Genomic DNA, 15,065 nt, shown 5'->3' on the forward strand with positions numbered 1-15,065 from the left:
ATTAACCATTACAAAAGAACCCTTCTAATATAATGAATTTTATATAATCATAAGTGATTAGGTTAAAATACCTGTTATCGTAAAATAACTCAATTTATATACTTATCTGGTATCAAGATTCATTGGAAATAAAATTTTAAGTAACTATAAATTTCGAAGAACTTTTCAATTTTCAATCAATATGGAGATTCGCATTACAAACTTTAGAGTGGGGTTGGGAGGGGAAAGAAACTGCGGAAAATTCCAAGTAATAGTAGATTCAAACACCCTCCGTTTTTTCCCATGATAAAATCCCCTTCAAACAGAGGTGTAACACCACGATCGCTCGTGGTCTTTTTACACGTTCCATTTAAAGGGGACGGGAATTGAATATTTATATTATTTTTCTTAAAGCTTTTGAATCATCAATTGCGATATTTCAATAGTTTTTCATTCAAATTCTTTGTTTGTGCATAGATTTCTTGGTAAATCAGGAATAAGGCTTCATACTTTTCAGCATTCTCTTTATTGGGCATGTACTGTTTCTCTTCTTTTATGAATTGGGCTGCACATTCCTTTAAAGAGTCGAACCAGCCGCAGCCATAAGCCGCTAACATGGCCGCCCCCAAGCCTGGGCCTTGTTCACTTGATAGCCTGACAATTTTCGAATTGAATATGTCCGCTTGCATTTGCAGCCACGCTTCGTTTTTGGCACCTCCGCCAATCGAAATGATTGTATCGATATTTTTTCCGCTCCTGCGGAAGATATCAATGGATTCATTCAAGGAGAAAGTGATGCCTTCAAGGACGGCCCGTACAAAGTCTTTACGCTGATGGGAGCCATCGATTCCAATGAAGCTTCCGCGTATTGCCGCATCTGCATGCGGGGTCCTTTCGCCCACTAAGTACGGAGTGAATAAAAGTCCATTAGATCCGACGGGCACATCACCTACATCTGCCAATAACGTTTCAAATGATTCACCTTTGGCAAAAACTTCTTTAAACCAAGTGAGGCTGTAGCCTGCTGCCAAGGTTACTCCCATCGTGTAGAAGGCATCAGGTGCACCGTGATTAAAGTAGTGGACTTTTCCTTGAAAATCCCTGTCATCCCTTGCTTCATAGGACAATATCACTCCTGAAGTGCCGATGCTGCAGAGTGTTTTTCCGTCTTCTAAAATGCCAGCGCCAATGGCACCGCAAGCATTGTCTGCTCCGCCTGCAAATATACGGGTGGAAACGGTTAGCCCCGTGCGTTCTGCCACTTCGTCCGTTATCCTGCCCACTTCCGCATGTGATTCTACCAATGTCGGACATAGCCCGATATCAAGACCAAGCATCTCACAGATTTCTTTACTCCATTCCTTTTCGCTGACATTCAATAATAATGTGCCGGCTGCATCGGAGTATTCCATATGTAATTCCCCAGTCAGTTTATATCTCAGATAATCCTTTGGAAGGACGAATTTCGCTGCATTTTTAAATACTTCAGGCTCATGCTCTTTCACCCATAGGATTTTGGGTAAAGTGAATCCTTCTAATGCAGGGTTTTTCGTTATTTCCAACAGTCGTTCTTCCCCGACCATGTCGTAAATGGTCTGACACTGATCGGTCGTCCGCGTATCATTCCAAAGGATGGCATCACGCAATACACGGTTTTCTTCATCCAGCAGGACAAGTCCATGCATTTGCCCGGAAAAACTGATCCCTTCAATATCTTCCGGGTTTCCATCAAAGCTTTTCAGTAGCTCGGCAAGCCCGGCAACTGTCTGTTCCACCCACGTGTCAGGGTCCTGTTCACTGTAGCCTGTTTTCAGATGAATCAATGAATAGGATTTAGCTACTTCCTGCATGACCTCGCCATGTTGATTCACGAGTAAAATTTTTACCGCACTTGTCCCCAGATCGATACCGATTACGTATTTCATGGCAGCACCTCATTCTATTAAGCTTTATTCCCCTGCGTAAGCTCTTAACAAATATTGGTTGATCGTCCCTTTAACTTTCTCCAAGCGTCCTGATTGATTTTTGATTTCTTTCAATCCAAGCGCATATTCTTCCAGTTTACGAAGGTCTGTATTCCCTTCGACGATTTCCAACCCGATTCCTTCTGTATAGCTGCTATAGCGGTTTTCAATCACATCATCAAGGATTCTATCGTCGATCAACTTTTGGGCAACCTTCAGGCCGGCTGCAAAACTGTCCATTCCTGCAATGTGTGCATGGAATAGGTCTTCCAATTCAAATGAACCACGGCGGACTTTAGCATCAAAGTTCAAGCCACCACGGCCTAAACCGCCATTTTTAATGATTTCATACATTGCCAGGGTTGTAGAGTACAAGTCGGTTGGGAACTCATCCGTATCCCAACCCAATAATGGATCTCCCTGATTGGCATCAACGGATCCAAGCATACCATTTATCCGTGCATAGCGAAGCTCGTGTTCGAATGTATGGCCGGCAAGAGTGGCATGGTTTGCTTCAATATTAAATTTGAAGTGATCTTGAAGACCATAATTCTGCAGGAATGCATGACCGGTCGCTACATCGAAATCGTATTGATGTGTTGTCGGCTCTTTCGGTTTTGGTTCAATCAGGAATTGTGCATCGAACCCGATTTCTTTCGCATAATCGACCGCCATATGGAAGAAACGCCCGAGGTTATCCAATTCAAGCTTCATATCGGTGTTAAGCAGCGTTTCATATCCTTCACGTCCGCCCCAGAATACATAGTTTTCCGCGCCTAGTTCCTTACCGATTTCCAATCCTTTTTTTACCTTCGCAGCAGAATAGGCGAAAACATCCGCATTATTTGAAGATGCTGCGCCATGAGTGAAACGGGGGTTCGTGAAGTTATTCGCCGTATTCCAAAGCAATTTCGTTTGACTATCTTTCATATAGTCTTTGATCATTGCGACGATTTCATCTAAGTTGTTATAGGTTTCTCTCAAATTACTTCCTTCAGGAGCAATATCGGCGTCGTGGAAACAGAAGAATGGTACACCTAGTTTTTCAAAGAATTCGAAGGCCGCTTCTACACGCGCTTTTGCCATATCCATTCCATTGAATTTGTCCCATGGACGGATCATCGTGCCTGCACCAAATGGATCTGACCCATCGGCAGTGAATGTATGCCAATATGCCACGGCATAACGCAGATATTCCTTCATTGTCTTCCCGCCGATGACCTCCTCCGGATTGTAAAATTTAAATGCATATGGATTTGAAGAGGTGGCACCTTCATAATTTATTTTACTGATGTTGTTAAAATAGGACATTGTTTTTACCCCCTTATTATTTCATGAATGATATCCGGTAAATGTAACTGCTTACATTTCCATTATAGCAACACTAAGTTAGTTTGTACATTAGATAAACTAAGTTTATTAAAATACCCCCATTTTACTAGTTAATCATGTAAAATGAGTAATGTAGTCTTATTATTGGCGTGAATTAAGCCGCTCCCTCTCTAAGTTCACCCATCATGCAACTCATTCCAAGGAGGAACGACACATTTATGGACAATGCCAGCCGGGTCATTTATAACATACTTGAATGGATCACTAAATTCGCTTACCTGCATATTCTGTGGATATTTTTCACTATTGCAGGCGGAGTCCTTTTCGGATTCTTTCCATCCACAACAGCCATGTTCGCGATCATCCGGGATTGGTTAAGAGGAAACACCGATATTCCCCTCTTTAAAACCTACTGGAAATTTTTCAAACGCGATTTCTTGAAAAGTAATGGACTGGGAATATTCATCACAGCCATTGCCGGCATCATCGGCATCGACCTCTACTATATCCAGAATCATATAAACGATGTTTTGACATGGACTTACATCCCGTTATTCGCCTTCATCTTAGTATTCACTATATTCATATTCTATCTATTTCCTGCCTTTGTTCATTATGACTTACCTGTGTTCAAGGTCATGAAGAATGCTTTTTTGATCATGTTGATCAATCCGCTCAACAGCTTTTTAATCCTGCTTTGCCTAGGCTTGCTTTTCATGGTGATGAGAACACTTCCGGCACTGGCCTTCATTTTCGGCGGAAGCACTTATGCCTTCATTACAATGTGGCTTTGTTTACATGCTTTCAATAAAGTCCAAGGAAAACAGAATAAATAAATAAAAAATCACCCACCGTTTATCGATTCGCTTCGGTGTGGTGATTTATTTTATCGCTCTTTATCCCTTCACGGCACTCGAAGAAATCCCTTCGACGACTTTATTGCTAAAGAAGACGAATGCAAGCAATATCGGTAGGATACTAATAATTAATGTAGCTCCGATTGCCCCCCAGTCCGTCATATATTGCCCGATGAAGTTTTGGATGCCCACTGTCAGCGTTTTATATTTATCTGAACTTATAAACGTATTGACGAATACGAATTCATTCCAATTATAAATCATATTGATAATGACGGTTGTGGACATGACCGGTAACGTCATCGGAAGAATGACCTGGAAGAACATCCGGTGGACCGAACATCCATCTATGATGGCTGCCTCTTCTATTTCAACCGGCAAGGTATAGTAGAACCCAAGCAGGATCATCATGGTGATGGGCAAGTTATAAGCCGTATACGTTATAACGATCGACCATGGATTATCAATCAGATTAATATTTAAGAACATGCTGAATAAGGGGATTATTGCGGAATGAATCGGGATCATCAGGCCAACCATGAACAATCCCAACACAAGCTTGCTTAATTTCCACCTCATCCGTGAAATGGCGAAAGTGGCCATGCTCGCTAATAAAACGGTAAGAATGATCGCTATGCCTGTAATCCAAATACTATTCCAGAAGTAAATGCCTATACCGCTTTCCCAAACCTTCGCATAATTTTCCCATCTTAATTCAGCTGGCCATGCAAACGGAGAACCTGAGAAGATTTCACGGTTATCCTTTAAGGAAAACAGGAATAGCCAAATGACCGGGAAGATTTGAAAAACAGCTACCAGCGTTAATAAGAGATAGAGAAAAAAGTAACCCACGCGCCCCATTATGTAACCCTCCCTTAGTATTGGATTTCTTCTTTTGTCGCTGTAACTTTACGGACGAAGACCGTCACGATCAGGGTGATGATCAATAACAAAAAGCCAACTGCACTGCCGTAGCCGAAGTTATTGCTCGAGAAGGCCAGCTTATACATGTAGGATGCCATGACCTCACTAGATCCGTTCGGTCCGCCGCCAGTCATTACGTAAATCAGGTCAAAGTATTTCAAGGATCCGACCACAGCCAATACTACGGTCACTTTAACCACACCCATTATTAATGGCAATTTGATTTTGCAAGCGATTTGAAAACTGGTTGCCCCATCGATTTTTGCCGCTTCCACCAATGACTCAGGAATATTTTTCAAAGCTGCATAATAAATCAAAATATAAAAACCGGCATATTGCCATAAGATCGGGATGAATATCGCATAGAGCACAATAGTCGGCTCCGCCAGCCATGCCGGGGGATTTTCGACCCCGATTGCCATAAGCAGACTATTCAACATTCCATTCGTCGGGTTAAACACCTTAATCCAAAGCTGCGCTATCGCAACTGAAGACAAAAGCATCGGAATCAAATATATTTTCCTTAAAAGATCGGATCCTTTTATTTTTGAAGCTAACACAAGTGATATTGCTAAATAGATCACTAAACTGAGTGTGGAGAATATCGCCAGCAAAAAGGAATGCCAGGCACTATACCAAAATTTATCGTCTTTCAATGCTTCCGTGTAATTTTCCAGCCCAATGAATTCCATGGGGCCGATACCATCCCACTTCATCAATCCATAATATCCCGTTAAAAATAATGGGATGAATATGAGTACAGCGATTAATAATAGTGCAGGAAGGACATACAAGGCTATAATCCACTTATTGGACATTACTTTATTCATAACTATTCAACCCCATCGTTATAAAAAGTTGAAAAGGACCATCCATCATCAAGGATATGCCCTCCTCATGTTTTGACTAAGATTACATAAAGTGAAATCAATTTCTATCAATCATTCATTCTTTCGAAAGTGCCTCTTCATGTTCTTTTGCGAATTTTTTCGGTGTTACTTCCTTACCGAACAAAGCCTGGATCATATCCAAGTGGACTTGCGCTACATCTGAATTCATTTGAACGTCGGCAAATAATGTGATATTCGTTGCTGCATTCAATTCATTCAACACATCCACATACATTTGCGGTAGATCCAAAGACTCGGCATCCACTTTAGTTGCGGGAATCACGCCTGCTTTAGTCACGGATTTTTCTCCCCATTCTTTTACGAAGAATGATGTAAATGCCTTCGCTTCTTCTTTTACTTCCGAATCCTCTGCAACGAATAACCCAACACCAGGTCCGCCAACGAAACTGTTCATGTCCCCTTTCCCGTCGACTGTCGGAAATTTGAAATAGCCTACAGAATCTCTGAATTCTTGGGGAACCCCTTCATTTGTCGTGTAATTGGGCAAGTCCCAAGTAGCGATCAAATACATCGCTGCCTGTTCGTTCATGAACATGCTTTTAGCTTCCTCATCGGATAAACCGTTAAAGCCTTTCACAAAAGCATCCATATCCACAAGGTCCTGGACTTTTTTCGCTGCCGAAACCAATGCAGGGTCTTCAAAAGAGCCAGATCTATTGATTGCATTTGTCAATACGTCTGAACCGCCCATGCGATCAGCCAAATACATATACCATAATGAACCTGTCCAACGGTCTTTATTTCCAAGTGCGATGGGTGCCACTTCCTTGTCGGATAGCGTTTTCACTACCTGTTCAAACTCTTCATACGTTTTAGGCACTTCAAGGCCATATTTTTCAAATATTGCTTTGTTATAGAATACAATCGCAACATTCAATTCCAAAGGGAGACCATAGGTTTTACCATCGATTGCGTAAGCCTCTGCAGTTCCTGATACGAAACGGTCTTTAAGATCCCCTTCCAATAAATCATCCAGCGGGGCAAACTTCTTGCCGTTGACATAAGGCTCCAAGAACCCTGCTGCCCAGGTCATCCCCACATCCGGTAATTCATCAGAAGTGGACAGTACTTTTAATTTATCTTTATATTGCTCATTACTTAGTACTTCCAGGTCGATTTTCACATCAGGATTTTCCTTTTCAAAATCCCCGATGATCTCTTTTACAATCTGATTATGCGTTTTAGAACTTCCTTCCGGCCATAAATGCATGAATTTAACCACTTTTTTGTCATCAGAACTTGCTTTTTCAGTACCCGAGCCTGAACAACCTGAGATTAATAAAATAGATGATATAACGGCAAATAATAATGTAAACGCTTTCTTTTTACCCATTCCTAACCCTCCCCAAGATATTAAAATATTGATTATTCTGTTTTTTGAGCTTATTAATAGATTATCAAACAACACATCGTTTGTCTAGTCGACAAACAAAGTTTGTAATCGTTTTATAAAATGCTACAATGTAATAAAGTCTTAAAAAATGAAGGTGAAAATCGATTGAATAAAACGTGGAATCAACATGTTGTCAAGGAAGGAAATAAATCATTAGTTCTGCAAACCATCAAGGATCGTTCGCCCATTTCAAGAGCTGATATTGCTGTTCACACCGGTTTGAATAAAGGAACCGTTTCTTCTCTCGTAAGTGAACTGCTGGAAGAACAGTTCATCTATGAATCTGGACCAGGCGAATCAAGCGGTGGCAGGAGGCCAGTCATGCTGCTCTTTAATCAGGCAGCTGGATATTCCATTGGTATCGATTTAGGCGTCAATTATTTACTGGGGGTGCTAACAGATCTCGAGGGGAATATCTGTCACGAAAAAACTTTGAAATTCAATGAGCCATCATTCGAAGAACTTGAGATCAAACTGTACGAAACCATCGATCACCTCATCTCTTCTGCCCCGCAAAGTCCATACGGTATCGTAGGAATTGGAATTGGGGTTCCGGGAACGGTCAGCACAAACGGAAAAATCTTGCTTGCACCTAATCTCGGTTGGAAGAACATCGATTTACAATCATTGATGCAAACGAGATACAGTCTTCCTGTCATCGTTGAAAACGAAGCGAATGCTGGTGCTTATGGGGAGAAAAAATTTGGTGCCGGCAAGGATTTCAACAATATTGTCTATGTAAGTGTTGGAATCGGGATAGGCGTCGGCCTCATTCTTAATGATCAGCTCTACAGAGGAAATAATGGACTTTCAGGTGAATTGGGCCATATGACGATCGATATACACGGTGCGGAGTGCAGATGTGGAAATGTAGGATGCTGGGAACTGTATGCATCGGAACAAGCCTTAATGAAACAAGCCATGCGTTTAGGAATAGCCCCACCTGCAAACGAGGAGCTTTCCTTGGAAAGTTTATTGTCTCTTGCGGAAGATGGAGATTTGAAAACCATTCACTTATTTGAATATATCGGTGACTATTTAGGCGTGGGCATCAATAACATCATTAATATCTTCAATCCCCAGCAGGTCATCATAGGCAATCGGATGGCTTCTGCGAAACAATGGCTGACTGAACCATTAAACAAACGGATGGTCAATCAAACACAATGGTTTCACCAAAAAGATTTACGAATTAATTTTTCAGAGTTATCGACCCATTCAACAGCTTTAGGGGTAGCCGCATTTTCCGTCGAAAACTTTTTCAAGGATGATATTCCGAATATAGAGGCGATACTCTAAAGATCACAAACCCTTAAATTTGAATAGGAAACTGTCTGCAAGGAATCGTTGTGAATGTTGCCCATCTTAGATATTCCACAGATATCACAGCTCCCATCCAGGGATGGTTTCCTATTGAAAAAAGGACCTTGCAAGAAAAAGAAAGCGCATACACTATTTTGGATTGACGCTCTGTTTATGTTATTCATTGCATTGCTATTATTCATAAAAAATATCAATATACGAGGTGGATTACCCATGACAACGATTCAAAACCCCATTTTAACTGGATTCAATCCCGACCCATGCATTTGTCGCGCAGGGGAAGATTATTATATTGCTGTTTCAACGTTTGAATGGTTTCCCGGTGTAGGGATTTATCATTCCAAGGATTTAAAGAATTGGCGATTGGCATCAAGACCCCTGAATCGGCTGAGTCAATTGAATATGATGGGTAACCCGGATTCCGGGGGGATATGGGCACCCGCTTTATCTTTTAGTGACGGGAAATTCTGGCTTATCTATACCGATGTGAAGGTTACAGAAGGTCAATGGAAGGATTGTCACAATTACCTGGTTACTTGCGATACCATCGATGGCGAGTGGTCAGAACCCATTCACATGAACAGCTCAGGCTTTGATCCATCACTATTCCATGATGATGATGGCAGGAAGTATTTCGTTAACATGTATTGGGATCATCGCGTCGGCAATCATAATTTTTATGGAATCATGCTCCAGGAATATAGTGTTGACCAAAAGAAACTTATCGGAAAAGCCGAAATCATCTTCAAGGGAACGGATATCAAACTGACGGAAGCGCCGCATTTATATAAAATGAATGGCCATTACTACCTGTTAACTGCAGAAGGCGGGACAAAATATGATCATCAAGCCACTATCGCCCGTTCAGAAAATTTACGGGGACCCTATGAAGTGCATCCTGATAATCCATTGATCACTTCCATGCCATATCCCAGAAATCCGCTGCAAAAATCTGGACATGCATCCATCATTCAAACACATACAAATGATTGGTTTTTAGTTCATTTAACAGGCCGCCCATTACCTCAGGACAACCAACCCCTATTGGACCCAAGAGGATTCTGCCCATTAGGAAGAGAAACGGCCATCCAACGCTTGGAATGGAAAAATGACTGGCCTTATGTGGTTGGAGGCAACCAACCGTCCAAAGAAATTGAAGGCCCGGACATCAAGGAAGTAAAGTGGGAAAAAGAATATGAGGAAAAGGATGATTTCAATTTCAAGACATTGAATCCACATTTCCAAACCTTACGTATCCCACTTGGTGAGGATATCGTTTCACTAAATGACAACCCGGGACATTTACGTATATATGGCAAAGAATCGCTAACATCAAAATTCACACAAGCCTTTGTCGCAAGACGCTGGCAGCACTTTACCTTCACTGCAGAAACCAAAGTAGCTTTCAGACCAGATACCTTCCAACAATCAGCAGGGTTAGTAAACTACTATAATACGCAAAATTGGACATCCCTTCAAATTTCCTGGCACGAGGAAAAGGGAAGAATCCTTGAGCTCGTGACCTGTGATAACTTTTCTTTCGATCTGCCGCTTAAGAATAAGGAAATTGTCATTCCGCACGATGTCGACTATGTTTACCTGCGAGTGGATGTGAAAACGGCGATTTACGAATACTCCTATTCATTCGATGGCGAAACCTGGACCCTGATTCCTATCACATTCCAATCATACAAGCTCTCTGATGATTATATTCAAGGAGGAGGATTCTTTACTGGAGCCTTTGTGGGCATGCAGTGCCAGGATACATCCGGTCAAGGTCAGCACGCAGACTTCGATTACTTCATCTATAAAGAAAAGCATGAGTGACTAAGGTTTTAGGGGAAGAGCCTGACAAGGAACCCGACAAGCTTGGTAAGTCTTTAAACGTGAAAACCCTGATTTTTTCGATTAAATCAACGACTGTCTCTTCGTAGACTACAGACTGAGTTATACCAGAGGTCCTTGGGATGGGGAATAACCACTTCTTCCCTCCCTGATCTCAAGAGAATAAACAATTTATATGTGGCAATAGCAATGCATACAAATCTTCCATTTATATTTCACTCTCGGCAATATTCATGGCCTCAATAAGAAAAAACCGAAATCAGCCACTGATTTCGGTTTTTCCAGTAAGGATTATTTAATTAGTGATATCTTTTTTCTGGAAGAAGAAGAAAGTTAGCGCTAAAAAGATAAGATAATAGATGCCCAGTACCCCCATTGAAAATCCAAGGGTAGCCCCATCAAACATTTCTATGGTTCCGGAAATATAGCCCCTTAAATCAAGATGGGGGAATAAGACGAATTTTAACCACTCGTATTTACCGATGAATGATTGAATGACCATATTTAACGTCGAAGAAGCGAATAGGATGAAAATGGATATACCTACTGCAAGTGCTTGGTTTTTAAATAATGTGCTTAGCATGAAAGCGATGGTCGTGATGACTAATAATCCTGGTATCCAGTAAACGATCATGTCTACGAAATATTCTCCGACTACCACCGTACTGAATTCACCGAAAGATGCAGGATCCATGATTTTGTCTGAATACGAGCCATTGCCAAAGAATATGATTCCGATTAGATAACTGAATATAAGTAGGCTCGCCAGTAATAACGCTGCAAATAACAGGGAAGTAATGTATTTGGAAAGTAGAATCTTCCACCGTTTATAAGGCCTGATCAACAGTTGTTTTATGGTGCCATCCGAAAATTCCGAGGAGACGAGCGAGCTGCAAACAATGACAACGAATAAAGTGACAAATGATGTTAATGATGTCGTCCATTCCGCCATATAGGTCCAATTCGTGTTTAAGTCAGGGTTTATATTATCAGCCAACTGTTGCTTATTGAGATCAATTTCTTCCATGATCATCGCTTTTTCCTCGTCACTGATATCCTTAGCTTCCAATGCCTTTTGCTGTTCTTGGATATCTGCCTTTAACTCTTGCTTCCAATCTTTACCCGTTTCGTCGGGACTTAGTTTATAATCGATGACTGCAGCCCCTAATGCAGCCAATAAAAGAAAAGCGATGAATATATAAGTTGATACTTTTGAAAAGATTTTCATCCATTCATTTTTTACTAAGGACATCATACAGACTCCCTCATTTCCTGCTCAGTGATTTCAAAGAATTTATCTTCCAGTGATTTTCTAGTAATGCCAATTTCATAGACATCCAGCTGATTTCCATTAAAACTCCTATTTATATCGGCCGTTTGTTCACGAGTGGCTGATACGGAGATTGTCTTCGCATCATATTTTAAAATCGTAATATCGACAAACTGTTCTTGAAGGATTTTTTTAGCTAGCTTCCCATCACTCACAGTGAATGAAACTTCATTGATCGTTTCGATTTTTTCATCTAATATATGTTCTTTCGTATGTATCAGTTTTCCCTTTTCGATAACGGCAAAACTATCACACATCAACTGCATTTCCGATAGTAAATGGGATGAAATCAATATCCCGACGCCTTCACTTGCCAGTACTTTCAAATAATCACGAAACTCGCGAATCCCTTGTGGATCCAAGCCATTCGTCGGTTCATCAAAAATCAATAACGACGGTTTATGTAAAATGGCCTGTGCCACGCCAAGGCGCTGACGCATCCCTAATGAATAGGTTTTAACCTTCTTATCGATGGCATGATCCAATTTTACAAGCTTTATGACCTCTTCTATTCTCTCATTGGATATCTCATTGGATGACATTCGGGCATAATGCAGGATATTCTTTCTGCCTGTCATGTACTTATAAAACTCCGGGTTTTCAACAATGGCCCCCAATTGATTCATCGCACCTTCGAAATCTCTATCGAGGTCACTGCCATTGATCATGACAGTGCCGCCAGTACGATTGATAAGACCTGTGATCATACGGATGATAGTGGTCTTACCAGCCCCGTTCGGACCAAGCAAACCAAATATTTCATTACTTTTTATTTCAAAGCTAACATTGTCTACAATGGTTGCTTTTCCAATTTTTTTAGTTAAGGATTGAACCTTAAGAACCGATTCAGACATATAATACCTTCCTTTTTTTATATTTTCCAAAATAACACAAATTCAACATTACCATATTATGCATATTATTACTATACTGATATTTTTCCATCTGGATATGGAGCAGCCCATTGGGATTTGATGGACCACAGTTATTTTCAATATCAGCCACAATCAATAGATTTTTTCATCGTTACCATCGATGGAACCCAAGGTGATGGCAGCCTCTCCGACATACCCTTTTTCAAAATACCCAATGATCGTTTCCGTATGTCGCTTCCCTTTTTAATCCTTATAGTGCAATATCATCGAACTCTCGTTAAAGTCTTACTTCTGCGTTACATTCAGCTTAAGCTCTTTGCCAGCCTGTATAGAGGAATATAATCCTGATATATTTTCCACTGCTTGATTTTTGACCTTAATGTCAAATCCTTTTTGCTTATACATCCCGCCCCCAGAGTTCCCATTATCAATAACACTGCCATCACTTTTTTCCATCGAAATAGCCACAACTCCTATGTATCGTTACCTTTTAATACGTTTCCGAAAGAATAAGGTTTCAGGATTATTTTATCTAATAAGGAAAATTCATGGAAAATCATAAAAAAAGCAAAAAATAGATAAAGAATATAGAAATGGCAAGACCCAAGGCAAAAAGAAAGATTCTTCTAATAAAAGAAGGAAAAAGCCTATATATCATCATTACAATTACATCGATGAAATTCGTTGGTATTCCTGATCCGAACTCTTTGATCTCTTTCTTTTTGCCAAATACGGCGAACCACATTACAAAAAGACCACATAAAATAAAAATGATGGAAAAAATCTTAAACCCCATTATATGTCACCCGTTTCCTCATAGGTTAAACGATATTGTTATATTCTTATCTTAACTGGGTTTGTGGATTCAAGTTTCAAAATGAATTCTTCAACCTCTTTACCCCTTGCATGGGAATACCCTTTGTCCTCACCGAATCTCTCAAATCCGCATTTTTCCAGCACCCGGATGGATGCTAGATTATCCTTGGCCGACCGGGCATAAAGAGGACGAACATTTATTTTCGGCAAAAAATTGACCAGTGCCTCTGTAGCAATTCCTTTACCCCAATATTGTTTCCCAATCCAATAACTCACTTCCGGGTTACCAAACTGTTCAAATTTGAGAATGCTGCCCGCAACACATCCGTTGCAGATTATCGTCATTTTTTGAATATCCCGGTTCGATACGATATTCTTCCAGCGGGTCAGAAAAGCCACTTTGTCTGTTGGATCTTTAGATGTGAAAGCAGCCATATAATTTGCGGACGTATCCAATTGCTGCTCGAAAAAGATAGGAAGATCACTTTCCTTTACCTCCCGCAGCCGGACTCCTTCGTCATTGATATGCAATCCCATAAATTCACCCTCCCCACCTAAATATAACATTCAATAAAAACCCAGAAAAACCGAAGACTCTGCCATCTTCGGCGTGGTTTCATTCCTTTATCATACTATACTTACCGCCGAACGCTTATTGCTCAATATGTTTTATAACATCAGATAAGCTCTTATCCACCATGGATCGGAGGCGTAAATGATGGTTTTCAAAAGCTAAAGCTTCCGTCACGGGATTTGGTACGATTACACACTTTAATCCAGCAGTCAGGGCCGCTTGAAGCCCATTTAACGAATCTTCAAATGCTACGGCTTCTGTGGGCTGAATATCCAGGACTTCTATTGCCTTTAAATACAAATCAGGAGCTGGTTTTACTTTATCCACATCATCCCCTGTGATTATTACTTCAAAATAGTTTAACAGTCCAAGTTCCCCCAAATGATGAGTGACCCACTCTTTTGTTGAACTTGAAGCGAGGGCGATTTTATATCCATTTTTTTTTGCTTCTTCTAAATAATCCTTTACACCTTCACGTGCCTGTGATGTTTTCATCTTTACTTCATGGACGCTTTTTGCTCTGGATTCAATTTCTTCAATATTACAACTTTCCCCCAGCTGATCTTTGAAGTACTGATTAAGTTCAGTATTATCCGTTCCGATGCATGTAACGAAATGTTCGAGAGGCAAATCAGATTTATAAAAAGACATCGTTTCCTTATAAGCCTCATACCAAGCCGTTTCTGTATCTAAAATTAAACCATCAAAGTCGAAAATAACTGCTTTAATCAAAATAATTTCCTCCTCTAACCGTGAAATGGAATTTCTATTAACATAAACGTACATGAATGAATCCCCTTGTTCAACCAAACGGTTCTTTTCGTTCCATGGGAAGCCTGATTATTTTTCATAGAATCCAGAATCCGTTAATTACTAAGGACATGGTAACCCGTTCTCCGCCTCATTTCTTTTCTTTATGTTACATGTTTTAACAATTCCTTA

Annotated in this window: 13 protein-coding genes; 3 read left to right on the forward strand and 10 right to left on the reverse strand. The window is 40.5% G+C overall.

What is annotated here, in order from left to right:
• Positions 1-404: 404 nt before the first annotated feature.
• Together xylB and xylA are read right to left on the reverse strand one after the other, a co-directional pair.
• A complete protein-coding gene (gene xylB / locus QUF78_RS22785) occupies positions 405-1,904 on the reverse strand; it encodes a xylulokinase (protein WP_289326475.1) in 1,500 nt (499 codons plus the stop codon).
• A gap of 24 nt (positions 1,905-1,928) precedes the next feature.
• Positions 1,929-3,254: a xylose isomerase gene (xylA, locus tag QUF78_RS22790; protein ID WP_289326476.1), complete on the reverse strand. Its 1,326-nt coding sequence runs from the start codon at positions 3,252-3,254 to the stop codon at positions 1,929-1,931.
• Positions 3,255-3,493: 239 nt separating this feature from the next.
• Between xylA and QUF78_RS22795 the strand changes: the two genes are divergently transcribed.
• The gene (locus QUF78_RS22795) at positions 3,494-4,111 is read left to right on the forward strand and encodes a YesL family protein (RefSeq protein WP_289326477.1); all 618 of its coding nucleotides are present in this window, start codon (positions 3,494-3,496) and stop codon (positions 4,109-4,111) included.
• A gap of 60 nt (positions 4,112-4,171) precedes the next feature.
• Here the strand turns inward: QUF78_RS22795 and QUF78_RS22800 are convergent, their stop codons facing one another.
• The 3 genes from QUF78_RS22800 to QUF78_RS22810 all read right to left on the reverse strand — a co-directional run bounded on the left by QUF78_RS22800 (position 4,172) and on the right by QUF78_RS22810 (position 7,300).
• Entirely contained in the window at positions 4,172-4,993 is an 822-nt protein-coding gene (locus QUF78_RS22800) for a carbohydrate ABC transporter permease (protein WP_289326478.1), read from the reverse strand.
• Positions 4,994-5,007: 14 nt separating this feature from the next.
• Entirely contained in the window at positions 5,008-5,886 is an 879-nt protein-coding gene (locus QUF78_RS22805; protein WP_289326479.1) for a carbohydrate ABC transporter permease, read from the reverse strand.
• Between the two features lie 115 nt (positions 5,887-6,001).
• The gene (locus QUF78_RS22810) at positions 6,002-7,300 is read right to left on the reverse strand and encodes an extracellular solute-binding protein (protein WP_289326480.1); all 1,299 of its coding nucleotides are present in this window, start codon (positions 7,298-7,300) and stop codon (positions 6,002-6,004) included.
• Positions 7,301-7,420: 120 nt separating this feature from the next.
• On the opposite strand from QUF78_RS22810, the gene QUF78_RS22815 reads away from it, so the two are divergent.
• Positions 7,421-8,659, forward strand: a complete 1,239-nt coding sequence (locus QUF78_RS22815) for an ROK family transcriptional regulator (protein WP_289326481.1) — start codon at positions 7,421-7,423, stop codon at positions 8,657-8,659.
• 237 nt (positions 8,660-8,896) lie between these two features.
• Complete coding sequence (locus tag QUF78_RS22820; RefSeq protein WP_289326482.1) at positions 8,897-10,510, forward strand: glycoside hydrolase family 43 protein; 1,614 nt, start codon at positions 8,897-8,899, stop codon at positions 10,508-10,510.
• 313 nt (positions 10,511-10,823) lie between these two features.
• Here the strand turns inward: QUF78_RS22820 and QUF78_RS22825 are convergent, their stop codons facing one another.
• The 5 genes from QUF78_RS22825 to QUF78_RS22845 all read right to left on the reverse strand — a co-directional run bounded on the left by QUF78_RS22825 (position 10,824) and on the right by QUF78_RS22845 (position 14,852).
• Complete coding sequence (locus QUF78_RS22825) at positions 10,824-11,780, reverse strand: ABC transporter permease (protein ID WP_289326483.1); 957 nt, start codon at positions 11,778-11,780, stop codon at positions 10,824-10,826.
• Positions 11,780-12,712, reverse strand: a complete 933-nt coding sequence (locus tag QUF78_RS22830) for an ABC transporter ATP-binding protein (RefSeq protein WP_289326484.1) — start codon at positions 12,710-12,712, stop codon at positions 11,780-11,782. Before QUF78_RS22830 ends, QUF78_RS22825 begins: the two co-directional genes overlap by 1 nt.
• Positions 12,713-13,018: 306 nt before the next feature.
• Entirely contained in the window at positions 13,019-13,189 is a 171-nt protein-coding gene (locus tag QUF78_RS22835) for a hypothetical protein (RefSeq protein ID WP_289326485.1), read from the reverse strand.
• Positions 13,190-13,567: 378 nt separating this feature from the next.
• A complete protein-coding gene (locus QUF78_RS22840; RefSeq protein ID WP_289326486.1) occupies positions 13,568-14,086 on the reverse strand; it encodes a GNAT family N-acetyltransferase in 519 nt (172 codons plus the stop codon).
• Between the two features lie 115 nt (positions 14,087-14,201).
• Positions 14,202-14,852: an HAD family hydrolase gene (locus tag QUF78_RS22845; RefSeq protein WP_289327388.1), complete on the reverse strand. Its 651-nt coding sequence runs from the start codon at positions 14,850-14,852 to the stop codon at positions 14,202-14,204.
• Between the last annotated feature and the right edge of the window lie 213 nt (positions 14,853-15,065).

Origin of the sequence: Peribacillus sp. ACCC06369, from assembly GCF_030348945.1 — a bacterium.
Taxonomy (GTDB): domain Bacteria; phylum Bacillota; class Bacilli; order Bacillales; family DSM-1321; genus Peribacillus.

Bases quoted from the DNA above. Each gene is read 5' to 3' on its own strand.
- QUF78_RS22810 (WP_289326480.1), bottom strand. From the start codon at position 7,300: ATGGGTAAAAAGAAAGCGTTTACATTATTATTTGCCGTTATATCATCT.
- QUF78_RS22800 (WP_289326478.1), bottom strand. From the start codon at position 4,993: ATGGGGCGCGTGGGTTACTTTTTTCTCTATCTCTTATTAACGCTGGTA.
- QUF78_RS22840 (WP_289326486.1), bottom strand. From the start codon at position 14,086: ATGGGATTGCATATCAATGACGAAGGAGTCCGGCTGCGGGAGGTAAAG.
- xylA (WP_289326476.1), bottom strand. From the start codon at position 3,254: ATGTCCTATTTTAACAACATCAGTAAAATAAATTATGAAGGTGCCACC.
- QUF78_RS22820 (WP_289326482.1), top strand. From the start codon at position 8,897: ATGACAACGATTCAAAACCCCATTTTAACTGGATTCAATCCCGACCCA.
- xylB (WP_289326475.1), bottom strand. From the start codon at position 1,904: ATGAAATACGTAATCGGTATCGATCTGGGGACAAGTGCGGTAAAAATT.
- QUF78_RS22805 (WP_289326479.1), bottom strand. From the start codon at position 5,886: ATGAATAAAGTAATGTCCAATAAGTGGATTATAGCCTTGTATGTCCTT.
- QUF78_RS22835 (WP_289326485.1), bottom strand. From the start codon at position 13,189: ATGGAAAAAAGTGATGGCAGTGTTATTGATAATGGGAACTCTGGGGGC.
- QUF78_RS22825 (WP_289326483.1), bottom strand. From the start codon at position 11,780: ATGTCCTTAGTAAAAAATGAATGGATGAAAATCTTTTCAAAAGTATCA.
- QUF78_RS22830 (WP_289326484.1), bottom strand. From the start codon at position 12,712: ATGTCTGAATCGGTTCTTAAGGTTCAATCCTTAACTAAAAAAATTGGA.
- QUF78_RS22795 (WP_289326477.1), top strand. From the start codon at position 3,494: ATGGACAATGCCAGCCGGGTCATTTATAACATACTTGAATGGATCACT.
- QUF78_RS22815 (WP_289326481.1), top strand. From the start codon at position 7,421: ATGCTACAATGTAATAAAGTCTTAAAAAATGAAGGTGAAAATCGATTG.